General features: G+C 67.1%; 26 protein-coding genes. 7 read left to right on the forward strand and 19 right to left on the reverse strand.

The window, feature by feature from the left end:
* The 6 genes from RT123_RS03945 to guaB all read right to left on the reverse strand — a co-directional run.
* Window positions 1-137 (reverse strand): Arm DNA-binding domain-containing protein (locus RT123_RS03945; RefSeq protein ID WP_313008033.1); only part of this gene is annotated, 137 nt, incomplete at its 3' end.
* A gap of 290 nt (window positions 138-427) precedes the next feature.
* The gene (guaA, locus tag RT123_RS03950) at window positions 428-1,990 is read right to left on the reverse strand and encodes a glutamine-hydrolyzing GMP synthase (protein ID WP_313007983.1); all 1,563 of its coding nucleotides are present in this window, start codon (window positions 1,988-1,990) and stop codon (window positions 428-430) included.
* Window positions 1,987-2,700 (reverse strand): 5'-methylthioadenosine/S-adenosylhomocysteine nucleosidase, encoded by a 714-nt coding sequence (locus tag RT123_RS03955; protein WP_313007984.1) that lies wholly within the window; start codon window positions 2,698-2,700, stop codon window positions 1,987-1,989. Before RT123_RS03955 ends, guaA begins: the two co-directional genes overlap by 4 nt.
* Complete coding sequence (locus RT123_RS03960; RefSeq protein WP_313007985.1) at window positions 2,697-3,998, reverse strand: RsmB/NOP family class I SAM-dependent RNA methyltransferase; 1,302 nt, start codon at window positions 3,996-3,998, stop codon at window positions 2,697-2,699. Before RT123_RS03960 ends, RT123_RS03955 begins: the two co-directional genes overlap by 4 nt.
* Window positions 3,999-4,007: 9 nt before the next feature.
* Complete coding sequence (locus RT123_RS03965; RefSeq protein ID WP_066626054.1) at window positions 4,008-4,403, reverse strand: MAPEG family protein; 396 nt, start codon at window positions 4,401-4,403, stop codon at window positions 4,008-4,010.
* A 6-nt stretch (window positions 4,404-4,409) separates the two neighbouring features.
* Entirely contained in the window at window positions 4,410-5,867 is a 1,458-nt protein-coding gene (gene guaB / locus RT123_RS03970) for an IMP dehydrogenase (protein WP_066550937.1), read from the reverse strand.
* A 127-nt stretch (window positions 5,868-5,994) separates the two neighbouring features.
* Between guaB and RT123_RS03975 the strand changes: the two genes are divergently transcribed.
* Complete coding sequence (locus tag RT123_RS03975; RefSeq protein WP_313007986.1) at window positions 5,995-6,540, forward strand: DUF2061 domain-containing protein; 546 nt, start codon at window positions 5,995-5,997, stop codon at window positions 6,538-6,540.
* A gap of 43 nt (window positions 6,541-6,583) precedes the next feature.
* Here the strand turns inward: RT123_RS03975 and RT123_RS03980 are convergent, their stop codons facing one another.
* Complete coding sequence (locus RT123_RS03980; RefSeq protein WP_313007987.1) at window positions 6,584-6,961, reverse strand: hypothetical protein; 378 nt, start codon at window positions 6,959-6,961, stop codon at window positions 6,584-6,586.
* A gap of 22 nt (window positions 6,962-6,983) precedes the next feature.
* Window positions 6,984-7,694 (reverse strand): RlmE family RNA methyltransferase, encoded by a 711-nt coding sequence (locus RT123_RS03985; RefSeq protein ID WP_055753232.1) that lies wholly within the window; start codon window positions 7,692-7,694, stop codon window positions 6,984-6,986.
* A gap of 72 nt (window positions 7,695-7,766) precedes the next feature.
* Between RT123_RS03985 and RT123_RS03990 the strand changes: the two genes are divergently transcribed.
* The 3 genes from RT123_RS03990 (at window position 7,767) to RT123_RS04000 (ending at window position 10,499) form a co-directional block, all read left to right on the forward strand.
* On the forward strand, window positions 7,767-8,228 hold the full coding sequence (locus RT123_RS03990; RefSeq protein WP_017504078.1) for a peptidylprolyl isomerase: 462 nt from the start codon (window positions 7,767-7,769) through the stop codon (window positions 8,226-8,228).
* A gap of 128 nt (window positions 8,229-8,356) precedes the next feature.
* The gene (locus RT123_RS03995) at window positions 8,357-9,454 is read left to right on the forward strand and encodes a glycosyltransferase family 4 protein (RefSeq protein ID WP_313007988.1); all 1,098 of its coding nucleotides are present in this window, start codon (window positions 8,357-8,359) and stop codon (window positions 9,452-9,454) included.
* Window positions 9,420-10,499: a glycosyltransferase family 1 protein gene (locus tag RT123_RS04000; RefSeq protein WP_313007989.1), complete on the forward strand. Its 1,080-nt coding sequence runs from the start codon at window positions 9,420-9,422 to the stop codon at window positions 10,497-10,499. The genes RT123_RS03995 and RT123_RS04000 overlap by 35 nt, the downstream gene beginning before the upstream one ends.
* Here RT123_RS04000 and RT123_RS04005 read toward each other — a convergent pair.
* The 7 genes from RT123_RS04005 to RT123_RS04035 form a co-directional block, all read right to left on the reverse strand.
* Window positions 10,445-11,677, reverse strand: a complete 1,233-nt coding sequence (locus tag RT123_RS04005; RefSeq protein WP_313007990.1) for a glycosyltransferase — start codon at window positions 11,675-11,677, stop codon at window positions 10,445-10,447. The genes RT123_RS04000 and RT123_RS04005 overlap by 55 nt on opposite strands.
* Window positions 11,653-12,840, reverse strand: a complete 1,188-nt coding sequence (locus RT123_RS04010; RefSeq protein ID WP_313007991.1) for an O-antigen ligase family protein — start codon at window positions 12,838-12,840, stop codon at window positions 11,653-11,655. Before RT123_RS04010 ends, RT123_RS04005 begins: the two co-directional genes overlap by 25 nt.
* 35 nt (window positions 12,841-12,875) lie before the next feature.
* Window positions 12,876-13,790 (reverse strand): glycosyltransferase, encoded by a 915-nt coding sequence (locus RT123_RS04015; protein WP_313007992.1) that lies wholly within the window; start codon window positions 13,788-13,790, stop codon window positions 12,876-12,878.
* Window positions 13,787-14,935 carry a UDP-galactopyranose mutase gene (glf, locus tag RT123_RS04020; RefSeq protein WP_313007993.1) on the reverse strand — a complete coding sequence of 383 codons (1,149 nt, stop codon included), beginning with the start codon at window positions 14,933-14,935 and terminating at the stop codon, window positions 13,787-13,789. Before glf ends, RT123_RS04015 begins: the two co-directional genes overlap by 4 nt.
* Window positions 14,919-16,169 carry an oligosaccharide flippase family protein gene (locus RT123_RS04025; RefSeq protein WP_313007994.1) on the reverse strand — a complete coding sequence of 417 codons (1,251 nt, stop codon included), beginning with the start codon at window positions 16,167-16,169 and terminating at the stop codon, window positions 14,919-14,921. The genes glf and RT123_RS04025 overlap by 17 nt, the downstream gene beginning before the upstream one ends.
* Window positions 16,170-16,273: 104 nt before the next feature.
* Window positions 16,274-16,687, reverse strand: a complete 414-nt coding sequence (locus tag RT123_RS04030) for a DUF2177 family protein (RefSeq protein ID WP_039245498.1) — start codon at window positions 16,685-16,687, stop codon at window positions 16,274-16,276.
* An 11-nt stretch (window positions 16,688-16,698) separates the two neighbouring features.
* Window positions 16,699-17,724, reverse strand: coding sequence for a cyclopropane-fatty-acyl-phospholipid synthase family protein (locus RT123_RS04035; RefSeq protein WP_313007996.1), 1,026 nt, complete (start codon window positions 17,722-17,724; stop codon window positions 16,699-16,701).
* Window positions 17,725-18,058: 334 nt separating this feature from the next.
* Here RT123_RS04035 and RT123_RS04040 point away from each other — a divergent pair, with 334 nt between their 5' ends.
* The gene (locus RT123_RS04040) at window positions 18,059-18,784 is read left to right on the forward strand and encodes a CoA transferase subunit A (RefSeq protein WP_137722023.1); all 726 of its coding nucleotides are present in this window, start codon (window positions 18,059-18,061) and stop codon (window positions 18,782-18,784) included.
* A 2-nt stretch (window positions 18,785-18,786) separates the two neighbouring features.
* A complete protein-coding gene (locus tag RT123_RS04045; RefSeq protein ID WP_066550906.1) occupies window positions 18,787-19,443 on the forward strand; it encodes a 3-oxoacid CoA-transferase subunit B in 657 nt (218 codons plus the stop codon).
* Here RT123_RS04045 and RT123_RS04050 read toward each other — a convergent pair.
* Together RT123_RS04050 and RT123_RS04055 are read right to left on the reverse strand one after the other, a co-directional pair.
* The gene (locus tag RT123_RS04050; RefSeq protein WP_313007998.1) at window positions 19,430-20,017 is read right to left on the reverse strand and encodes a hypothetical protein; all 588 of its coding nucleotides are present in this window, start codon (window positions 20,015-20,017) and stop codon (window positions 19,430-19,432) included. The genes RT123_RS04045 and RT123_RS04050 overlap by 14 nt on opposite strands.
* 94 nt (window positions 20,018-20,111) lie before the next feature.
* Window positions 20,112-20,879, reverse strand: a complete 768-nt coding sequence (locus tag RT123_RS04055) for a hypothetical protein (RefSeq protein ID WP_313007999.1) — start codon at window positions 20,877-20,879, stop codon at window positions 20,112-20,114.
* A gap of 76 nt (window positions 20,880-20,955) precedes the next feature.
* On the opposite strand from RT123_RS04055, the gene trmFO reads away from it, so the two are divergent.
* On the forward strand, window positions 20,956-22,350 hold the full coding sequence (gene trmFO, locus RT123_RS04060) for a methylenetetrahydrofolate--tRNA-(uracil(54)-C(5))-methyltransferase (FADH(2)-oxidizing) TrmFO (RefSeq protein ID WP_313008001.1): 1,395 nt from the start codon (window positions 20,956-20,958) through the stop codon (window positions 22,348-22,350).
* A 19-nt stretch (window positions 22,351-22,369) separates the two neighbouring features.
* Here trmFO and RT123_RS04065 read toward each other — a convergent pair whose 3' ends face one another.
* Both RT123_RS04065 and RT123_RS04070 read right to left on the reverse strand, forming a co-directional pair.
* Window positions 22,370-23,218 carry an MFS transporter gene (locus RT123_RS04065; RefSeq protein ID WP_313008002.1) on the reverse strand — a complete coding sequence of 283 codons (849 nt, stop codon included), beginning with the start codon at window positions 23,216-23,218 and terminating at the stop codon, window positions 22,370-22,372.
* The gene (locus tag RT123_RS04070) at window positions 23,215-23,574 is read right to left on the reverse strand and encodes a hypothetical protein (RefSeq protein WP_313008003.1); all 360 of its coding nucleotides are present in this window, start codon (window positions 23,572-23,574) and stop codon (window positions 23,215-23,217) included. Before RT123_RS04070 ends, RT123_RS04065 begins: the two co-directional genes overlap by 4 nt.
* Window positions 23,575-23,605 lie beyond the last annotated feature (31 nt).

Here is a 23,605-nt window from a genome sequence, read left to right on the forward strand (position 1 = left end):
CGACCGTTGAAGCGGTAGTCGTAGCGGAACGAGATCGCTCCCCCAGGCGAGATGTAGGCGTACAAGCCGTCCCTGTCGGTACTCTTGTAAGGCTTTGATTTGGGCTTCAAATTCTTCAGAGCGGCATCGGTAAGCACGGTAAAACCTCCTCGCACCGGACAGGTCTGGAAATCGGCGGTTCGAGGTCGATATTTTCTCGCCTTTTCAGCGTCTTGCGCGAAAAGAATACCGTCATCGGCTCGCCTTGGTCGTGACGGTATGAGCCGGATTCCACGGGAGCAACGGGACGCGATACCGTCAGACAGGTCGGCATCACGAAAAAAAGACCCTCCGAAAGGCTCCGAAGGGTCTCGACAGAATTCACTTTTACGTCAGGGCCTTACGGATCAAATCGGAAGCGTTCTCGAAAGCTTCCGAAAGGCCCGAATTATTCCCACTCGATCGTCCCGGGCGGCTTGGACGTGACGTCGTAGACGACGCGGTTGACGCCGCGCACCTCGTTGATGATGCGGGTGGCGGTCTTGGAGAGGACGTCCCACGGGAACTGGTAGAAGTCGGCGGTCATGCCGTCGGTGGAGGAGACGGCGCGCAGGGCCAGGACCTTTTCATAGGTGCGGGCGTCGCCCATGACGCCGACGGTCTTCACCGGCAGCAGCACGGCGAAGGCCTGCCAGATCTTGTCGTAGAGACCCGCCTTGCGGATTTCATCCAGATAGATGGCGTCGGCCTGTTGCAGGGTCTCGACGGCATCCGGCGTGATGTCGCCGGGGATGCGGATGGCCAGGCCCGGTCCGGGGAACGGATGACGGCCGACGAAGGCGTCGCTGAGCCCCAGTTCGCGGCCCAAGGCGCGAACCTCGTCCTTGAACAGCTCGCGCAGAGGCTCGACCAGTTTGAGTTTCATATAGTCCGGCAGGCCGCCGACATTGTGGTGGCTCTTGATGACGTGGGCCTTGCCGCTGGACGAGGAGACGCTCTCGATCACGTCCGGATACAGGGTGCCCTGGGCCAGGAATTCGGCGCCCTCGATCTTGGCGGATTCGCGATCGAACACCTCGATGAACAGCCGGCCGATGGTCTTGCGCTTGGTTTCAGGGTCGGAAATCCCGGCCAGTTCGCTCAGGAATTCCTTCGACGCATCAACATGCACCAGCGGGATGTTGTAGTGCTCGCGGAACAGGGTCGTGACCTGTTTCGCTTCGTCCTTTCTCAACAGGCCGGTGTCGACGAAGACGCAGGTCAGTTGATCCCCTATGGCCTCATGGATCAGAACGGCGGCGACCGAGGAGTCCACCCCGCCCGACAGGCCGCAGATCACCTTGGCGTCACCGACCTGTTCGCGGATCTGGGCGATCTTCTCGTCCCGATAGGCGGCCATGGTCCAGTCGCCCTTCAGGCCCGCGATCCCGTGAGTGAAGTTCTTCAGCATCTGATGGCCGCGCGGTGTGTGCATCACCTCGGGGTGGAACTGCACACCGTAGAAGCGACGGGCCTCGTCGGCGATCACCGCATAGGGTGACCCCTCGGACGAGGCCACCACGTCGAAGCCTTGCGGAATGGCGACGATCTTGTCGCCATGGCTCATCCAGACCTCTTCGTTCTCGCCGACAGGGGCCAGGTCGGCCAGCAGGGGCGAGGTCTTCTGAACCGTGATCTGGGCGCGGCCGAACTCGCGGGTATGGCCGCCCTCTACCTTGCCGCCCAGTTGCTCGCACATCGTCATCTCGCCGTAGCAGATGCCCAGCACCGGCACGCCGGCCTCGAACACGCCCTGCGGCGCGCGGGGACTGCCCTCTTCATGCACGCTCTCGGGACCGCCCGACAGGATGATGGCCGCCGGGTTCATGGCCGTCAGAGCCGCTTCCGCCTTCTGGAACGGATGGATCTCGCAATAGACGCTGGCCTCGCGAAGGCGGCGCGCGATCAACTGCGTCACCTGGCTGCCGAAGTCGACGATGAGGACCTTTTGGTGGTCTTGCGGCGTGGTCATGGCGTGATCGAATCCAGGGCAGGAAGATGGGCGGGGTCTTGGCGGGGCGGGGCCGATATTTCAAGGGCGGGAAGCTCAAGAGCGGCGGGGCCGTCGGCCTCCAGCACGGCGATCAGCCGATCTAGGGCGGCGGCCAGGTTCTCGTCCACATGATGCAGGGTCGAGGTCCAGTCCTCCAAAGCCTTCAACTCGGCGCGACCGTCCGACACGCCGCGTAAGGCGATCATAGGCACACCGAAGGTCTGGGCGGCGCGGACCAGGGCCCAGGTTTCCATGTCCACCATCTCGGCGTCGATGGCGTCATAGGCGGCGCCGGAGACGACGTTCGCTCCGGTCGACAGGGTCGCCGTCGGCACGCCGGGGATTGGGCACGGCAAAGGCAGGACGGCGGGCTGGTTCAGCAAGGGGGTCACGCCCTTCGGAAAACCAAGCGGGCTGGCGTCCATGTCGCGATAGGCGACGGACGAGGCCTGATAGACCGCCGCATGATCCAGCACCCGCGATCCGCACGAGCCCAGGGATACGATCAGATCCGGCAGATCGCCCGCCGCCTCCAGCCGCGCCAGGGCGGCGCCCAGGCTCACGGCGGCCTCAACAGGACCGACGCCGGTCATCAGCGGCGCGATCCGGGCCTGAAGATGCGGCCCGTATTCAGCAGGCGCGGCCATGACGTAGAGCAGCGAAACCCCGCCATGCCGCGCCAGCTTCATGCCGCGCGCTCGTAGATGGCGGCGAAGAAGCCGTCGGTGTCAGCCGACGCCGGCGACAGGCGCAGCCGCGCCCCGGACGCCAGCTCGGCGAACTTCGCCTGCGCCGCCTCGCTCAGTTGCGGCGTCGACAGGACATCGGCGACGGCGACCGGGCGGAAGTCGGGATTGGCGGTCTCGAAGGCGTCCACACTGGCCTCGTTTTCGCGCGCCAGCATCGAACAGGTGACATAGACCAGTCGGCCGCCCGGCTTCACCAGCTTGGTCGCCTGGCTCAAAATACGCACCTGCAGGCCGTGCAGCTTTTCGCCCTCTTCGGCGGTCAGACGCCAGGCGTCCTCGGGACGACGACGCCAGGTGCCAGATCCCGAACAGGGCGCATCGACGAAGACCAGATCGGCCTGCCCGTTCAGGTCTTCCAGGCCTCCGCCATTCTGACCGATCAGGACCAGCTCCGCCTCGACGCCCGCGCGCTGCAGGCGAGGACGGATGTTCTCCAGCCGTTTGTTGACGACGTCCGAGGCGACCAGCTTACCCTGCCCCTTCATCGCCTGGGCCAGACCCAGCGTCTTACCGCCGCCGCCGGCGCAGTAATCCACCACCGTCATGCCGGGTGCGGCGCCCGCCAGCCAGCAGACGACCTGGCTGCCTTCGTCCTGGATTTCGAACCGACCGGCCTTGAAGCCTTCCAGCGCCTGGATGTTGGGCGGCGGTTCCGACGGCACGCGCAGGCCGACGGCCGACCAGGGCGTGCGCGAAACCTCCAGCCCTGCGGCCTTCAGTTCGGCCTCGACCTCATCGACCGTGGCGCCCGCATCATTGACGCGCAGATCGATCGGCGCGCGCGGCGCCATCAGGGCGTGGGCTTCCTCGGCCCAGCGATCGCCGAAGGTCGCCTTAAAATCCTCGACCACGAACTCAGGCAGGCCGGCGGCGACCCAGCCCGGCAGTTCGCCCTGCCCCGCCGTGATGCGGCTGCGCTCCTGTTTGGACAGCGGGCGCGGGCCATAGCCGTCGCCCGAATGCAGGGCCTCGATCTCTTCCAAGGACAGGCCGTCGATGGCGTGCAGCGAACCAATGACCAGAGCCCGACCGTCTTCACGCCCGCCCATGATCCACGACAGGCGGCCGCGCGCGCGCAGCACCTTATAGACCCGGTCGGCGATGGCGCGCCGGTCCTTGGAGCCGGCGTAGCGGTTGGCCGTGCTCCACGCCTTCATGACGGCCTCGGCCGGTTGGCGGCCTTGGGCGATGGAGTCCAGGACGGAGGCGGCGGCGGCTAGGCGAGCGGCTGGGGTCAATTCAGGCTTTCAAACGAAGAACAGGGACGCCAGGACCATGACCAGTCCCGCAAGCGAGACCACCCAGACCAGCGACCGGATATAGGGAACGCCGAAGGCGTAGAGCGGCACATAAACCACCCGCGCCCAGAAATAGAGCGCCGCGCCCCATACCGTCAGGGCGCTGGACGCGCCGATGACATGGGCGATCAGCACCGCGCCGATGAACAGCGGCAGGGTCTCGTACAGATTGGCCTGGGCGCGTTCGAGACGGCCGGTCAGCGGCTTCTTGGCCTCCGGCGTCTCGTCGCGCGGACCCGCATTCCATTTCGAGCCGAACTCGGCCGTCCGCGCCCCGGCGGGCAGGAAGATCTGAACCAGGGCCAGGATCAGCGTCAGGGCCAGATAGGTGAGTTCAGTCGTCATGGTCGCCTACCCCTGCCGATAGTTGGGCGCTTCACGCGTGATCATCACGTCGTGCACGTGGCTTTCACGCAGACCCGCGCCGGTGATGCGCACGAAGCGGGCGCGCTCCTGGAACTCAGGAATGGTGCCGGCGCCGACATAGCCCATGGAGGCGCGAAGGCCGCCGACCATCTGGTGCAGGACCGGGCTGATCGGCCCCTTGTAGGGCGTCTGACCCTCGATGCCCTCGGGCACCAGCTTCTCCGACGAGACTTCCTTCTGGAAATACCGGTCCGCCGAGCCGCGCGCCATGGCCCCGACCGAGCCCATGCCACGATACGACTTGTAGCTGCGGCCCTGATACAGGAAGACCTCGCCGGGGCTTTCGTCGGTGCCGGCGAACATCGAACCCATCATGGCCACGTTCGCGCCGGCCGCGATGGCCTTGGCCAGGTCGCCCGAATATTTGATGCCCCCGTCGGCGATGACCGAGGCGCCCGTGCCCTTGGCCGCCCGCGCGGAGTCCATCACCGCCGTCAACTGCGGCACACCAACGCCCGCGACGATGCGGGTGGTGCAGATGGAGCCGGGACCGATGCCCACCTTCACCGCATCCGCGCCCGCGTCGATCAGGGCCCGCGTCGCATCATAGGTCGCGACATTGCCGGCGATGATCTGCAGCCGGTTGTTTTCGCGCTTGATCCGCTCGACCACCTGGGCGACCGAGGCCGAGTGACCATGGGCGGTGTCGATCACGACCACGTCGCAACCCGCTTCGGCCAGCGCCATCGCGCGCTCGTATCCGGCGTCGCCGACGGTGGAGGCTGCGCCGACCAGCAGGCGGCCTTGCTCGTCCTTGGCGGCGTTGGGGAAGGCCTGGGCCTTTTCGATGTCCTTCATGGTGATCAGGCCGACGGCCCGATAGTCCTCGTCCACCACGATGACGCGTTCGATCTTGCGGGTCTTCAGCAACTCGCGCGCTTCGTCGCGGCTGGCGCCTTCGCGCACCGTGATCAGGTCGCCGGTGGTCATCAGCGAGGCGGCGGTGACGTTCAGGTCGCTCTCGAAGCGCATGTCGCGGTGGGTCAGCATCCCGACCAGCTTGCCGGTCGCCGGATCCACGACGGGGAAGCCGGTGATCTTCTTGCGCGCCACGATCTCGCGCACTTCGCCCAGCGTCGTCTGTGGGCCGACCGTCACCGGATTGACCACCATCCCGCTCTCATAGCGTTTGACGGCGCGGACCTCGTCGGCCTGCTCCTCGATGGTCATGTTGCGGTGCAGAACGCCCAGACCGCCGGACTGGGCCATGGCGATGGCCAGACGGCTTTCCGTCACCGTGTCCATGGCGGACGACAGCAGCGGGATGTTCAGTTTGATGTCGCGCGTCAGCTGGGTCGAGACATCGACCATCGCCGGCATGAACTCGGATGCGCCGGGTTCCAGCAAAACATCGTCGAAGGTCAGTCCTTCGCGTATCTCCATAGGGAGTCTCCGTTTTGCGGGCCGCGTATAACGGGATGCGGGGGTCGGGGGCAAGGCCGATTGCGGTTATAGGCCCGATAGATTTTATTGCTTTGCAACCCGCAGGGCCACTCACCATTCTCTCCGCATGGTCGGCGTCATCCTCAGCACCGCGCGCAAACTGGCTCTGAAGATCGCCAGCTATGGCGTCATGCACCTGATCGTCGCCATTCTGGTCGCCTTCGCCATCACCCGCGACTGGCGCATCGCCCTGGCCGTCGGCATGGTCGAGCCGATCTTTCAGACCATCGCCTACACCGTCCATGACCGCGTCTGGCACAAGGTCGAGCGGCGTCGCATGGCCTCCAATATCGAGGAGGCGACCGAGGCCTTCACCGCCCGCCTCGACATCATGTCGCCCGAGGAACAGCGCCGCTCGCACAACGCCCATCACGGCCACAGCCACGCCCTGCCCCGGTCGTTCAAACAGATCGCGCTGAAGACCGTCACCTACGGCGTCATGCATTTCGCCGTGGCGGTCGCCGTAGCCTATGCCCTGACCAACGACATCCGCACGGCGCTGACCATCGGCATGGTCGAGCCTCTGGTGCAGACCCTGTTCTTCACGCTGCACGACCGCATCTGGTCGCGAATCGAAGAGCGTCGGGCGCGCAGCACCGTCGCTACGGCCTAAGCCTTACATGCGATCGCTGGTCTATCGCCAGATGCGCGTTCTATCAGCGCGCTTCCAGGACAGGAACAAAGCGAACTTCCGAGACCTCGCCATCACCGGGGGTTGGTAGGTGGTCGACAAAGAAACGTCCGCTGGTGTCGCTGAACACGTGGAAGCAGTTCTCGGAATAGTCTCCGACTTGAGTGCAAATTCGACCGTGCGACACGCGGTAGCGACCTTCGCTTCTTGCTCTGCCATGGACCACGTATCGACCCTCGGGAAAGAAGAACTGCGCTCGATCACCAATGACTGTATCGACGTACTCCAAATGAACACCATCCAGCAGGTACCGCAGGACCTTGTCGGATACTGGTGAGAGATCATCAGATGAGGGCGAAGGAGCTGCTTGAAGCGCTGCAGCCAAAACCAAGACCAGCATCATCGACTTTCTCCGGTACGCGCGATTATCGCTTGTTCAGCGCGACCAGAAACACCTCGGCGCTGTCCTTGCGGCTCGACGCCGGCTTGACGTATTTCACCGTCTCGAACTCCTCGCGCAGCCGCGCCAGAACGCCGCCGGCGTCTCCGCCCTGGAAGTTCTTGGAGACAAAGTTGCCACCCGGCCTCAAGGTACGGATGGCGAAATCGGCGGCGATCTCGATCAGGGCGATGATCTTTAAATGGTCCGTCTGGCGATGCCCGACCGTGTTGTGCGCCATGTCCGACAGCACCAGGTCCGGCGCCCCGCCGATGGCGTCGATCAGCTGCTGGTCCACGCCCGGATGGGTGAAGTCGGCCTGAAGCAGTGTTGCGCCCGGGATCGGCGCGATCATCAGCAGGTCGACGCCCGCCACCGCACCCGCCCCCCGGTTCAACGCCACCTGAACCCAGCCGCCCGGCGCCGCGCCCAGGTCGATGACCTTTGACCCGCGCTTGATCAGCCGGAACTTGTCGTCGATCTCGATCAGCTTGAAGGCCGCGCGCGAGCGCCAGCCTTCGGCCCGCGCTTTTTCGGACCATTTGTCCGACAGCTGGCGTTTGATCCATTGCTGGCTCGACATCGACTTGGTGTCGGCCGTCTTCATCTTGGTGCCCATGCCGCGTCCGGCGGCGGTCCCGCCGGTGGGCGGTTTCACCATCCGGCGGCGCTCTTGGGGCTTTTCGTCTTCGCTCATCGTTCCCACATAGCCCCGACCGGCGTTGCGGGCTATGTCCCGCCTCAAATCAACCCAAAGAGGACGACCGACATGGCCGACACCCTGACCTTCACCCTGGACACCGGCGACGGCGAAGCCCGCGACGTGGTCATCAAGCTGCGCCCCGACCTGGCTCCCGGCCACGTCGAACGCATCACCGAACTGGCCAAGGAAGGCTTCTACGACGGCGTGGTCTTCCACCGCGTGATCCCGGGCTTCATGGCCCAGGGCGGCGATCCGACCGGCACTGGCACCTCGGGCTCCAAGAAGCCGAACCTGAAGGCCGAGTTCTCGGCCGAGCCGCATGTGCGCGGCGTCTGCTCGATGGCCCGTACCTCGGACCCCAACAGCGCCAACTCGCAGTTCTTCATCGTCTTCGACGACGCCACCTTCCTAGATCGCCAGTACACCGTCTGGGGCCAGGTCGAATCGGGCATGGAACACGTCGACGCCCTGCCCAAGGGCGAGCCGCCGCGCAGCCCCGGCAAGATCGTCAAGGCGACGGTCAACTAAAGCGAAAGCGGCAGAGTTGGACTTCGCCCAACTCGGATAAGATTTCGCGCAACGAGAATTTTCGCAATCTTGACGTTTCTCGATGATGGCTTTCAGTTGCAACGCTGAGCCATCGTCGGGGGACGACATTGCGCATTCTTCTGGTCATCGAGCCGTCCGGCGGCGGCTCGGGGCGTCACGTGGTCGATCTGGCCGGCGCCCTGATCGGAAGCGGCCATCAGGTGTCCCTGATCTGGTCGCCGCGCCGCGCCGAGCCCTGGTTTCCGGCCGCGGTCGCCGCCCTTCCCCTGCACGCCAGTGGACGTCTGCCGATGCGCCGCAGCGTGGGACCGTGGGACGTCGCCGCCCTTCACGCCCTGAACCGCCTGATCGCCCGCCTCGGCCCGTTCGAGATCGTTCACGGCCACAGCGCCAAGGCCGGCGCCTTGGTCCGCCTAGCCCACGCGCCCGGCGCCGCCAAGATCTACACCCCTCACGCCCTGCCGATGATGAGCCCGGCCAGCCTGGCGACGATCAGCGCCGGCGCGGCTGAGGAGCTGTTGGCCCGGTCCGGCGACGCCATCATCGCCGTCTCTGAGGAAGAAGCCGCCGTCGCCCGTCGCTGGGGGCTCGGCGGGAACCGCTTGCACGTCGTTCCCAACGGCCTGGCCGCGCCGCCCGCCAACGATCGTCTCGCCGCCCGCCAGGCCCTTGGCGTTCCCGAGGACGCTCTGGTCATCGGCTTCGTCGGCCGGCTTTGCGCTCAGAAAAACCCCGTCCGATTCGCCCACGCCGTCCGCCGGGCGAACGCCATCGATCCGCGCATCATCGGCGTCATGATCGGCGATGGCGCGCTGGCCTCGGCGGTCAGGACCGCCGGCGGCGACGCCCTCCGTCTGCTGGGTTCACGCGATGCCGGGCCGTTGATGGCGGGCTTCGATCTGTTTGTCATGACCAGCCGTTACGAGGCCGATTCCTACGCCATGATCGAGGCGGCCGCCTTGGGCCTGCCGATCGTCTGCACCGACGTTGGCGGGATCGGGCGTCTGATCCAGGCCGGCGCGCGCATCGACCGCCTGCCCGTCGACGCCTCGCCCGATCATCTCGCCGAGGCGATGCGCGCCGCGCTGGCCAGCCGCGTCGTGCCCCTGCCTATCGCGCCGAGCGTCCTGTCCGCATCGCTGATGACCGAACAGACGGTCCGGATCTACCGTGACGCCTTCGCCCGCCGACGCCTGGGTGGCTGAGCCCCTCTTCATCAACGGCCGCTTCCTGATCCAGCCGATGAGCGGGGTTCAGCGCTATGCGCGTCAGATCGTCCGCGCCCTGGACCAGCGCCCCGGCGCCGCCGACCGCTACGTCCTGTTGACGCCCCCCGGCGCCGATAGCCTGAACCTGCGCAACATCCCGACCCGCACGATCGGGCGCGCAGGAGGCCATCTTTGGGAACAGACCGCCCTGGCCTGGACCGCGCGCCATGGCCAGCTGCTTTCGTTAGGGGGTTCGGGTCCGGTGCTGCACCGGCAGCAGATCGTCGTCATCCACGACGCCGCCGTCTTTCGTCATCCCGAGCATTTCCGAACAGGCTACGCCGCCTTCCACCGCGCCCTGAACAGAATCCTCGCGCGCCGGGCGCGGCTGGCGACCCTCTCCGAGTTTTCCCGGCGCGAGTTGGCCTCGGTCCTGAACCTGTCGCCCGACAGCATCGCTGTCGCCCCGAACAGCGCCGACCATCTTCGCATCGTCACGCAAGACCCTGCCGTCGTTGCACGCCTCGATCTGACGACCCGCCCCTACTTCGTGGCCCTGGGTAATCTGACGCCGAACAAGAACATCGCCGTCGCCATCCGCGCCCTTTCCCGCCTTGCCGAGCCTGCCGTTCGGCTGGTCCTCATCGGCGACCGACCCGCTGTCTTCGACCGTTTCGCCTTCCCGGCCGACCCGCGCCTGATCTTCGCCGGCCGTCGCTCGGATGCCGAGATCACCGCCCTGCTCGGCGGCGCGCGCGCCCTGGTCTTTCCCAGTCTCTACGAAGGCTTCGGCATCCCGCCGCTTGAGGCGATGACCCTCGGCTGTCCGGTCATCGCCTCCGACATCCCCGCCACGCGCGAGGTCTGCGCCGACGCCGCCCTCTATTTTGACCCTGCCGACGACGCAGCCCTGGCCGCCCATATGGCTGAGATGCTCAGCCGACCGGATGTTGCTCGCCGCGACACCGGCCTTCGCCGCGCCGACCGTTACGCCTGGTCCTGCTCGGCCGAAATCATCGAGGACCTTCTGCTCAGCACCTGACGATAGACGGCCCTGTGGGCCTCGACGATCAACGCCTCGGTCCAGGCCGGCGCACCGACCGCCGCAAAACGCCGGCGTTCCCGCTGGTCCACAGCCGCCTGCATCGCCGCCGTCAGCGCGCCTGCATCCCCCGGTTCCACTAGGGCTGACATGCCCGCCCCCTGCGCCGCCTCCGGCAAGCCGCCGATGCGCGATGCGATCACGCCCCGTCCCTGCTGAACCGCCTCCACGACGCTGCGTCCGAACGGCTCGGCCCACACCGCCGGCGCGACCAGCACATCCACCTTGGGCCAGAACGCCTCCGCCTCCACCTGCCCCAGCCAGACGATGCGCGGATCATCATAAGCCCGCCTCAAGGCCTGCACGTAGTCCGCCTCCCCCCGCCCGCCGATATTCAGTGTCCAGTCGCCGTCCAACCTTCTCGTCGCCGCCAGTAGAACCTCGATCCCCTTTTCCGGCTCGATCCGCCCCAGAAACCCGAACCGCATCGTCGGCGCCTCGGCCAGCGATGGTCTTGGCGCCATCACCGCCGCACCCGCCGCATTGCCGATCACCGACCCCGGCGTCCGCCGAAAATAGCCCGCCGCCCGATGCGTTTCCAGCACAGGCCCGCTCAGGCCGATGACATGATCCACCCCTTGCGACCGCGCCCGCTTGCCCGCGGTCAGCAACACACACGACCCACACCGCCGCTCGCAACGTCGTCCGCGTCGGAACAGCGACGCCCGCGCACATAGCATCGACCAGTCCCTCAGCGTCTGCACCAGCGGCAGATCCCGCCGCGCCGCCGCGCGATAGACCGACAGCGAAAACCCTGTCGTCAAATGCAGATGGATCAGATCCGGCCGCACCCGCGCGACCGCCCGATCCACCGCCTGATCCATCAGCGGATTGGCCGCCTCCAGCCCATGCCAGACCGCCCGCCGAACCGCGGATCGCCGCACGCCCTCAAAGGGCCAGTACAGGTTTCGCAACGGCAGGCGCTGCACGGGCACGCCGTCGATCCGCTCGTTCACCGGCTCGCGCCCCGGCGTCAGCGTCAGCACCGACGCCTCGACACCCGCCCGTCTCAGCCCCTGCGCCAACTGAGCCACGCTGCGTTCCGCCCCGCCGACCTGCGCCGGCGGATACAGGGTGTTGATGATCAGCACCCTCACGGCGCCAGCGGCCTTCGCCACGCCAGAGCGCCCACCAGACAGCACAGGAAGACCATCCCCGCCCCCTGCGTCAGGTCCTCGCCGAACATCGCCGCCAGCACATAGACCGACAGCGGCGTCAGCGCGTCCAGCCGCGCCGCCGACGCCAGATGCAGCCCCAGCAGCACCAGCGCGCTCACCACGCCCGCCGTCCGCGCCGTGAACAGATAGCCGTTGTGGCTGACCGACGGCGCCCGGAACGCCCCCATCTCGTCCGCCGACGACCACCCCGTTCCCATGGGCCGCTCCACGACCAGATCGACCGTCCGCCGCCAGGTCAGCATCCGTCCGGCCAGATTGTCCCGCAGCGCCGTCCTGTCGAACCGTCCCGCGAACCGGCCGCCGTCGAGGTCGAACCGCCCCGCCTGCAAAGCCACCGCACCCGCCGCCAGCACACAGACCGTCAGCACCATCCCCAGCGGCCAAACCCGCTCGCGCCATCGCCAACCGACGACCGTCCTCGCCAGCCCCGCCAGCATCGCCGCCATCATGCCGCCCCGCGACAGGCTGCTGACGAACCCCAGAACCGCTACGCCGACGCCGCCCCACGTCGTCCCGCCCCCCGCCCAGCGCCGCCCTGCCAGCAGCACGCCTGCCGGGACCGCCAGTCCGATCATCGCCATCGCCGCATTCGGATGTTCGGCCAGGGTCGTCAGCCGCACCTGCGCGGCCGTGGTGGTCACCATCGCGCGCGGCGACGCCAGACCCAAGGCCTGCAAAGGCTCCAATCCCACCAGCGTCACCAGACCGTAGGTCGCCAGGTGACACCCGGCGCCCGCCAGCATGGCCCAAAGGAACAGCCGCCGCCGTCGTTCATCCCTCAGGATCAGGCTCGCCGCCGCCGGCGCCGCCAGCGCCGAGGTGATCCATCGAAACCAGAAGGCCGCATCCCCGACGTTCAGCCGATCGCCGCCCTGCGCGACCTGCACCAGCAGCGTCATCGCCAGAAAGCCCGCCGCGACCACGCCCGCCGCCCTCAGAACCGGCGCCATGCCTCGCCACGTCACACCCACGAGCGGCACAGCAACCGCCAGCGCCAGATCGCCTAGCCGGGGCCCGCTGACCTGTCCGGGCGTCAGAAAGAGCGGCAAGGTCACGCCCAGGCCCAGCAAGCCCAAAGCTACCCGCTCATAGGCCGCGCGCACCTGCGACCATCGCAGCGTTCCGCGCCGCGATGCGCTCAGGACGGCCTGCAATGCTCGACCTCGGGATCGAACCGCGCCCCGTCCACCACGCCGGCGACCAGCACCCCGGCCTTTCGCCAGCGTCCGCCCAGCGCCAGCCGCCCCGCCAGCCTCAACCGCGATGCAGCATAGCGCAGCGCAGAGCGCCGTCCCTCGTGCCGCCGCTTGGCCAGGATGACATTGCGCGTCAGATAGCGATGCAGCCGTTCGCGCCGCGCATCCGGCTCGGTTTCGATGGTCAGTCGTCCCGGCGCCGCGCGCACATGCTCGACCCGGCTGGCCGCGACCAGATAGCCCGGCTCGTCGCGCGACAGCCGCAGCGTATATTCCGTATCGTCGCCCCAGATGAACATGGGCGCCAGCGGCAGGCCGTGCCGCATCACCGCCGCCCGGCTGACCAGGACCGACACGAACGTCGCCTGCCGCACCGGTATCATTCCCTGCTCCAACCGCTCGCCCCAATCGGGGTAGCCCAAGACATTCCACCGCCGGTCGATCTCGGGCGTATTGGTCAGGTGCCCCTCAGGCGACCGCACGCTGGAACACAGGAAGGCCGAACCGACGCCCTCGTCCGCCAGCCCCGCTTCCGCCGCCAGCAAGGCCTCGAGCGCATCCGGCGCCGCCAGCACGTCGTCGTCCATCACCCAGACTCGGTCGGCCCCGGCCTCGATCGCCGCGCGGATACCGGCGTTGAAGCCGCCCGCCCCACCCGTGTTCACCGGCATCCGCACCACCATCGCCTGCCCCGCCCAGGCGTCGGCCAGCATCTCGGCGGTGCCGTCGTCGCTGGCGTTGTCGACCACCACCACACCGTCGCAATGGCGCGTCTGGGCGATCAGGTGCGCCAGGCATTGCTCCAGCAGCGCGCGCCGGTTCCACGTCACCACCACCGCCCAAACCGACGTGCTCATGCCGCCATCCGGGCGATGGCCAGCGCCAGCGATTTCTCGACCAGACTGAGCGCCCGCCCGACCGCCTGGTCCATGTTGTAGTACTGAAAATCGGCCAGCCGTCCGGCGAACCAGACCTTGCCCGACAGCGTCGCCGCCATCTCGCGATATCGCCCGGCCAACGCTCGCGACGCCTCCGTCAGGATTGGATAATAGGGGTCGTTCACGCCCGCCTCATAAGCCATCGGATATTCGGTCACCGTCGCCGTCGTCGGCCCGCCCTCGCCGGTCAGGTGGCGGAAATCGGTGATGCGCGTGAAGTCGAAGTCGTTGGGATAGTTGACTGTCCCGACCGGCAGGCCGTCCTCGACGTCCACGACCTGATGGTCGAACCGCACGCTACGATAGGGCAAGGCCCCGACCGACCGGCCGAAATAGTCGTCCAGCGCGCCGCAATAGACCATCCGGTCCCACGACTCCGCCCCCACCTGATCCATCGGCGTGTTCAGCGACACTGTGATGTTCGGATGGTCCAGCATCCGCTCAAACAGCGGCCCATAGCCGTCGCGCGGCATGGCCTGATAGCGGTCGTCGAAATAGCGGTCGTCCCGGCTGACCGCGATCGGCACCCGCGCGGTGACCGAGGCGTCCAGCGCCTCGACCGGCAAGCCCCAGTGTTTGGCGGTGTATCCAGCGAACACCTTGTCGAAGACATAGTCGCCCAGTCGCCTCAAATCCGGATCGTCCCCCGCCTGTCGCAGGTCATGGATGCTGGGCCGCGCCCCGAAACCAAACCGCTTGACCAGGGCCTGCGTCATCCGCTCGGCCATCGCGGCGGGAAACAGCGTCTCGATCGAATCCAGATTGAACGGCAGCGGCACCTGTCGACCGTCTACCTGCCCCTGAACCCGATGGGCGTATGGCCGCCATCCCGTGAACTGGCTCAGATAGTCGAAGATACGCGCACTGTTGGTGTGGAACACGTGCGGGCCATAAGGATGGATCAGCCGCCCGCCCGCGTCTCGCCGGTCGTGCGCATTGCCGCCGACGTGGTCGCGCTGATCGATCACGAGCACGCTCTGGTCCAGCCCGCGCGCCAACCGTTCGGCGACCACCGCCCCGGTGAAACCGGCGCCGACGATCAGCCAGTCATATCGCCGGGACATCGCGCCTCCCGCCGGTCTGGAACAGCGCGCCCCAATGCGCCCTCAACCCGATCAAACACGCCACGACCACCGCCGCCTCGCCGATGATCCGCGCGCCCGCCATGCCGGCCGCGCCAAGGCCGGGCGCCAGCACCACCGCCGGCCCCAGGGTTGCGACACACCCCAGCGCCACGATCAGCGCGAACCGTCCATCCATCCGCAGCGGGTTCATCAGATGCAGCCCCAGCACCTGGCTGACGGCCACCAGCGGCAGCACCCAGGCCAGAAGGCGCAGCACCTCGACGGCGCCCTCAAACCCCGGTCCGAACAACAGTCTGATCAGCAGCGGCGCCGTCAGCGTCAGTCCCGCCGCCAGCAGCACGAACGCCCCCGTCGATGCGGCCAGCGTCCACCGCGCCGTGCGAAACGCCGCCGCCTGATCCTGTCCCAGCAGTCCGGCGATCTGGGGCGCAATCAGACCCGCCAGCGGCCGCATCAGCGATCCGGACGCCGCGACCAGCCGGTCCGCCGCCCCGTACAGCGCCGCCTGCGCCGGCCCGGCCAGCGCCGCGACGACCAGAACGCCCGCCCCCGTATAGGCGACGATGACCGCCCGACTGGCGAACAGCGGCCCGCCCTGGCTCAGGACGCGTCGCACGAAGCCCCGCTCCGGGGCCTGAACCGTCTGCCGTCGCAGCAACAGGAGGCCGGTCGCGACCCATCCGGCCCAGACGCCTACTACTTGAACGGCGATCACGCCGCCGACGCTCAGACCGGGCAGCGCCAGAACGACCCCCGTCGCGGCTATAGCGAACCCGACCTCCAGCATCGCCGCCGGACCGGGATCGCGAATGCCCTGAAAGAACCACAGCAGGCTGGCCCCCTGCCCGATCCCCAGCACGACCGCCATCGCCACGACGACGCTCGCCCCTTCCAGAACCGGATTGAAGGCCGCCAGACCGACGCCGACCGCAGCGGCGGGCATGATCAGCACGCCGCGCATCGCCAGGGCCTGACCGACCAGGACGCCGCGCCGTTCGACGGCTCCGGCGATGTCGCGCGGCCCCGACAGCGACTGCCCGTAATCGACCACCACCGACACCACCAAGGCCAGGGCGATGGCCGAGGCGAACACCCCGAACCCGTCCAGCCCCAGTCGTCGCGTCAGAACGGGATAGAGCAGCAACGGCGAGACATAGCGGGCGACATGCGCGCCATAGACCCAGCCCGCATCGGCCGCGCCGCGCGACGACATCAATCGGTGCCTGCCATCCCCCAATTGCCGCCCCCGCGATCAACCCTGGCGCGAGTTTTAGACACGCGCAGTCGCAATCGCAAGCGCGGGCTCAGCCGGGCTGCTCAGCCGAAACGGCCCTCGGCCCAACGCGCGGCGAAATAGCCGCCGGTCGCCGACAGCATCGTCAGGGTCGTGCCCCAGATCAGGTCGATGATCGTCAGCTTGGTCTGCCACACTGCCAGGGTCGCCTGATTGGTCAGGTCGTAGGTGGCGTAGGCGACGAAGCCCAGCACCGCCCCGTTGATCGCCGCCCGCGTCCAGTTCCCCTCCTTCAGGGCCGGCGCGATGGCCAGGAACACCGTCCCGGCGATGGAGATCAGATAGAAGGCCACCGCCGCCTTCATGTCCGGCTTGTCGGCCATGATCGGCCCGATGACGGGCTTGTACAGACGGTTCGTCATGGTGGTCAGCCAGACGAAATCGATGGCTGCAAAGGTCAGGCCGGCCCCGAGATAGGCCGCGACATATTTGATCATCCTCGTCTCCCTTAAGCCGGCTTCAGTCTATAGTGGCTGACCGCCCAGGTGCGGCCCTCGTCGTTTCCGAACAGACCGGCCGTCGCCAGATAGAACCGCCGCCAGCGACGGGTCCAAAGTTTGGCGTCGTCGCCATAGGTCTCCCGCATCAACACCGCGATCCGCGGGGCGTTCCGGTCCATGTTCGCCAGCCAATCGTTGGCGGTGTTCGCATAGTGACCGCCGTTCCAGGTCCATTCCTGCTCGACCGCGAACAGGTCCGGAAACTGCCGGATCAGTCCGTGGCTGGGCATGACCCCGCCGGTGAAGAAGTGTTGGGCGATGAAGTCGCCGCTGTCGGTATGGTCGAACCGATAGGGCGCGTCGCGGTGCGTGAAGACGTGGATGAACATCCGCCCGTCCGGCGTCAGCCAGTTTCTCGCCTTGGTCAGCAGGGCGCGCCAATTGGCCATATGCTCGAACATCTCAACCGAGACGATGCGGTCGAAGCGCTGCTCGGTGTCGAAGGCGTTCATGTCCTGGGTAATGACCGTCAGATTGGTCAGCCCCCGCGCCGCCGCCTGCGCTTCGATATGGCCGCGTTGGCCATGGCTGTTCGACACCGCCGTAATCTTCGACTTCGGATAGGTCTCGGCCATCCACAGCGACAGCGAGCCCCAGCCGCAGCCCATCTCCAGAATCGTCTGACCGTCCTTCAGATCGGCATGGGCGCAGGTCTCGGCCAGCGCCGCTTCTTCCGCCTGATCCAGCGTCTCGCGGCCCGTGGGATAGAGGCAGCAGGAGTATTTCAGCCGCTTGCCCAGGCACAGCTGGAAAAACTCGGGCGGCAGTTCGTAATGCTGCTGGTTCGCCGCATCCGTATGTTCGGCGATGGCGCGCTGGGCCATTTCGCGCGCAAAGGCCGCCTCGTCATGCGGGCCGTCGCGATCCAGACGCTTTCTGGCCTCCGTCACCAGGCTGTCGATCGCCGGACGCGTCACGAAGTCCGGGAACGGCGCGTCCTGAAGCTGGCGAATGGCGACATTGGTCAGGTTCATCGGCGTCCTCGATCGTCGGATCTTGCTGCAGGCTTGACGGCAATACGACGCCTCGACCCCGATGGATGCCTTCGCCCTCTTGAACGCAACCCCAAGGATGCCGACATCCGCTGCCCACGCCGACCGAATCCGAAGATAGTGCACCAATTGCACCCTCTTTTTCGAACCGGGCTCGCCGTCGTTTCAGACGAATTAGACGAATTAGACTCTGTTTTTCGCCTTCACCGTCTGAAATCGCCGCGTCGGATCGACGCCGCGTCTTGCCCCCCGCCCGCCCCCGCGTTAGGCGTGGTCAAAAGCCGATATTCATCAGGCAGTGAAAAAAGGGAGAGCGATGGGAAAGATCTACGCTGACGTCACGTCCGCGCTGGAGGGCCTGACCTTCGACGGCATGACCGTCATGTCCGGCGGCTTCGGCCTGTGCGGCATTCCCGAGAACCTGATCGCCGCCCTGCGCGACAGCGGCGTCAAGGGCTTGACGGTCATCTCCAACAACGCCGGGGTCGACGGCTTCGGCCTGGGCCAACTGCTGGGCACCCGCCAGATCGCGAAGATGATCTCGTCCTACGTCGGTGAGAACAAGGAGTTCGAGCGCCAGTATCTCGCCGGCGAGCTGGAGCTTGAGTTCAACCCGCAAGGGACCTTGGCCGAGCGCATTCGCGCCGGCGGCGCGGGCATCCCCGCCTTCTTCACCGCCACCGGCGTCGGCACCCTGGTCGCCGAGGGCAAGGAAGTCCGCAACTTCAACGGCCGCGACTACGTCATGGAGACCGGCCTGGTCGCCGACCTGTCCATCGTCAAGGCCTGGAAGGCCGACGAGCGCGGCAACCTGGTGTTCCGCAAGACCGCCCGCAACTTCAACCCGATGATGGCCACGGCCGGCAAGGTCACGGTCGTCGAGGTCGAAGAGATCGTCCCGGTCGGCGCGCTGGATCCCGACCACATCCACACGCCGGGCGTCTATGTCGACCGCCTGGTCCAGACCGTGTCCGAAAAGCGCATCGAACAGCGCACCGTCCGTCAACGTGCCGCCGGCGCCGCCGCCGGATCGGAGGTCTGATCATGCCCCGCACCCGCGAACAACTCGCCGAACGCGCCGCCCAGGAACTGCAGGACGGCTTCTATGTGAACCTGGGCATCGGCATCCCGACCCTGGTCGCCAACTACATCCCGGCGGGCATGACCGTGACCCTTCAGTCCGAAAACGGCATGCTGGGCATGGGGCCCTTCCCCTATGACGGCGACGAGGACCCCGACCTGATCAACGCCGGCAAGCAGACGATCACCGAGATCCCGGAGTCGTCCTACTTCTCCAGCGCCGACAGTTTCGCCATGATCCGCGGCGGCCATATCAACCTGTCGATCTTGGGTGCGATGGAAGTGGCCCAGAACGGCGACATCGCCAACTGGATGATCCCCGGCAAGCTGGTGAAGGGCATGGGCGGCGCCATGGACTTGGTTGCGGGCGTCAAACGCGTGGTCGTCGTCATGGAACACGCCAACAAGCACGGCCAGTCCAAGGTCTTGAAGGAATGTAGTCTGCCCCTGACCGGCACGGGCGTCGTCAGCCGCATCATCACCGACCTGGCCACCTTCGACGTCAAGCCGGACGGCGCGGGCCTCGAGCTGATCGAACTGGCCGACGGCGTCACCCTCGACGAAGTCGCCGCCAAGACCGAGGCGGCCTATTCTGTTTCGGACAAGCTCAAGACGGCCTGACTGTTGGCGGCGATGACGACGTGCTCGATGATTGCTCGACGTGAGGAGGGCACGTCGGCACGGCGTCTTCCGAAGTCTGCAATCCGCCGACTACGATCTGGATGACGGGCTCGTTCCAACGTTCGTAGCTGACCATCCCCGCGGGCACGGTGCAGACTGAGGTTTCGGCAGGCCCCCGTGCCTGCCCGCCCACATATCTGACGATGAAGCCGGAATACTTCAGGCCCTCGCCCTGACTATTCTCGACCTTCAGCACCGAACCCACATCCCGGCGCGCGTGCAGTCCAAACCTTATCGTTCCTGGCGCCGCCTCATTCAGCGGACCGCGTGAACCCTCGGCAGGCGGCAGGACATCGCCAATATCAATGCGGTCGACCTTGATCAGGTCGTAGGTTCCATTCGCGTTGCGACGCAGCGTCGCCCGCTCACCTATGGCGACATTGAGCGTGCCTTGCACGAAGCCGGACCGCCGACCTTCGAACTGTTGAGGTGTGGCGGGATATGCCGGCTGGGCGTCCTGTATGAGGAACCCTGCCATCAAGGCGGCCAGTAGCATGATGATCTCCAGTTGCAAGCCAGGTAGCCTGCATCGCCTCAGATCCGTCAAGTGGCAATGATTGAGAAGATCGCGCTAATGGCCGAAGGTCGATTGGGCAGCGCCGATGAGCCTAAGCGTCTAACCGGCGATAGGCGGCGCCCACAAAAGCCATCGTCAGCGGAGCCTGCAAGCCTGTCAGCACGACGGCGAAGACGATCCAGCCCGCCGTGCCAGATATAAGGCCCGCGCCCCACAGCAACACCAGCGCGATCTTCGGCGCCGCCGTAACGACAAGCCCGACCAGCAGGGGCCAGAAGCCGCCGCGCGCGATGCTCATGCTCTGCAACGACACCATCTGCCCGCGCCCGATCGTCGCCGGCGCGAACAGACACAGGCGCACGGCGAAGGCGATGACGGCGAACAGGGCGAAGGCCGTGACGACCGCCAGCAGGATCAGCTTCCACGCCGGCCCCACCGCGCTCCACTGGCGCATCTCGATGGCCTGTGCGTTCAACTCGGCCATGCCGAACACGGCCAACAGGACCAGGGCCACGACCGAAAGGATCATGGCGAGAAAGATGGCGCACAGCAGACCCGCGCCCAGCAGACGGACCTCTGGCCTTCCGAACTGCAACCCAACCGGCCCCAGGCCCAGGCGTCGCGCCTCGACCAGATCGTCCGTGATCGCAATCCGCGCCAGAGCGCCCGCCAGCACCAGGGTCGAGGCCAGGGCGCACGCCGCCCAGATCAGGCCCGCTGCGCCCGCCGCCAGCGGCTTGAGGCTCCAGACCACGGCCGCCAGTACGATCGCGCCGCAAGCCCCGCGCCACAGGCGAGGCAAGGCGCGAACCGCCGCCGACAGCGTCTCGCCCAGTCGCAAAATCCGATGCTCGCTCAATCCACACCCCCGATGACCGGCGGCGGATATAGCAGGGGGCCATGACACCGCGCCACCCGCCCGCTAGAAGGCCGCGATGAGCGCTTCCCCCTCTCCTTCCCCCATCCACGTCATCGGCGGCGGCCTGGCCGGCTCCGAGGCCGCCTGGCAGATCGCCCAGGCCGGCGTGCCCGTCGTCCTGCACGAGATGCGCGGCGTGCCTGGCGTCAAGACTGACGCCCACCACACCGATGGCCTGGCCGAGCTGGTCTGCTCCAACTCCTTCCGCTCGGACGACTGGCAGTTCAATGCGGTCGGCCTGCTGCACGCCGAGATGCGGGCGCTGGATTCGATCATCATGGCCTGCGGCGACATCAACCAGGTGCCGGCCGGCGGCGCCCTGGCTGTGGACCGCGACGCCTTCTCCCAAGCGGTGACCGCAAAACTGACCGCCCACCCCTTGGTCACCATCGTGCGCGAAGAGATCGCCGGCCTGCCGCCGCAGGAGTGGGACAATGTCATCGTCGCCACCGGCCCCCTGACCTCCCCCGCCCTGGCCGACGCGATCCTGAAGGCGACGGGCGAAGAGTCCTTGAGCTTCTTCGACGCCATCGCCCCCATCGTTCACGCCGACTCGATCGACTTCGACATCGCCTGGCGTCAGTCGCGCTATGACAAGGAGGGTCCGGGCGGCGACGCCGCCGCCTACGTCAACTGCCCGATGGACAAGGCGCAGTACGAGGCCTTCATCGACGCCCTGCTGAGCGGCCCGAAGGCTGAGTTCAAGGACTGGGAGCACGTCCCCTATTTCGACGGCTGCCTGCCCATCGAGGTCATGGCCGAGCGCGGTCGCGAGACCCTGCGTCACGGCCCGATGAAGCCGGTCGGCCTGACCAATCCGCGCGACCCGCTGGTCAAGGCCTACGCCATCGTCCAGCTGCGCCAGGACAACGCGTTGGGCACCCTGTTCAACATGGTCGGCTTCCAGACCAAGCTGAAGCACGGGGCGCAGGCCGAGGTCTTCCGCATGATCCCCGGCCTGCAGAACGCTCAGTTCGCGCGTCTGGGCGGTCTTCACCGCAACACCTATCTGAACAGTCCCCAACTGCTGGACAAGCAGCTGCGGCTGAAGGCCATGCCACGCCTGCGCTTCGCCGGACAGGTGACGGGGGTGGAAGGCTATGTCGAGAGCGCCGCCATGGGCCTGCTGACCGGCCGCCTCGCCGCCGCGCAAGCGCTGGGTCGCGACCTGGCCCCGCCGCCGCCCGAGACCGCCATGGGCGCCCTGGTCGAGCACATCACCGGGGGGCATCTGGCCGGTTCGAAGTTCCAGCCGATGAACATCAACTATGGCCTGCTGCCGCCGCTGGAAGCGCCCAAGGTCGACGAGGCCGGCGTCAAGATCCCGCTCAAGGAACGCGGCCGGGCCAAAAAACGCCTGATGAGCATCCGGGCGATGGAAAGCCTGAAGGCCTGGCGCGACGCGGGCTGATTTCTGAAGGCCGGGCCGCTCAGTCCAGCTTGGACAGGCCTGGCCGGAACCCCAGTGTCATCACGCCCAGCAGGATGACGCCCACGCCCATCAGCACCCAGGCCTGGGTAAGGTCGGCCATGTGGTCGCGCAGCAGGCCGGCGCCTAACGGCGACAGGCTGGCGATGATGTAACCGCCGCCCTGGACGAAGGCGAGCAGATCCCCGGAGCGCGCGGGATCGTCGATCTGGTCCATGGACAGTATCAGGCTGAGCGGGAAGATTGCGCCGATGCCGAGGCCCAGGACGATCACGATCGGCACGGCCATGCTGAGGGGCGCGACCACGAGTCCGGCCAGACCCGCCAAGGCCAGAATCAAGGCCGTCAGGATCGGTCCGCGCCGATCCGGGAAGCGCCCGATGGTCAGCGACACCAGCAGGCCGGCCGTCACCTCCGCAGCCGTCATGCCGCTGAGCAGATAGCCGGCCGTGGCCCTCGGCTCGCCCAGGTCGATGTAGAAGGGCGGCAGCCAGGCCAGCATCAATGTATAGGCCGAGGTCCCCAGGCCCATGATCAGGATCAGCCGCCACGCCCGCCCCTGACGCCAGAAGGGCAGCTCCGGGTCCGTCGCCTCGACCACTGCGGCGCGGTTCGGCTCTTCGGCTGCGGGGTCGCGTGACGCCGCCAGCCAGACCAATGCTGCGACAAAGGCCGGCGCGCTCCACAGCGCCAGCGTCCCGGCCCAGCCGATCGTCTCGGCCAGACCGGCCGCCGTGGCCGCCGCGACGGCGGCGCCGCACATGATGCCGGTGGTGTAGAGCGCCATGACCGTGCCGAACTGCAACGGAAATGCCCGTTTGATGACGACCGGCGCCAAGGCCTGGATCAAGCGACGCCGACGCCGACGACCACGGCGCTGGCGATCAGGCCGGTCGCGCCGGTGAGCACCACCCGCACCAGGCAGGCCCCGCCGATCAGAAGCGCGCCCAGCAAGATCCCGCGCCGCTCGCCCAACCGCCGACGCAGCGGGCGGATCGACAGGGCGCCCAGACCGATCATCAGCACGGGCAAGGTGGTCAGCAGGCTGGCGGCGGTCGAACCCATGCCCGTCGCGCGCTCGATCAGATCCAGCAGCGGCCCCACCGCCGCCATCGCCGGCCGCAGATTCAGCGCCAGGGCGACGATGGCCGCCAGCAACAGCAGCGAAGCGCCGCGCGCGGGCGTGGCGTCAGATCGTGCGGTCATGGTGGGGACTCCGACTGAAAATCGCGCTAGT

Source organism: Brevundimonas vesicularis, from assembly GCF_032067225.1.
In the GTDB taxonomy this organism is placed as follows: domain Bacteria; phylum Pseudomonadota; class Alphaproteobacteria; order Caulobacterales; family Caulobacteraceae; genus Brevundimonas; species Brevundimonas vesicularis_F.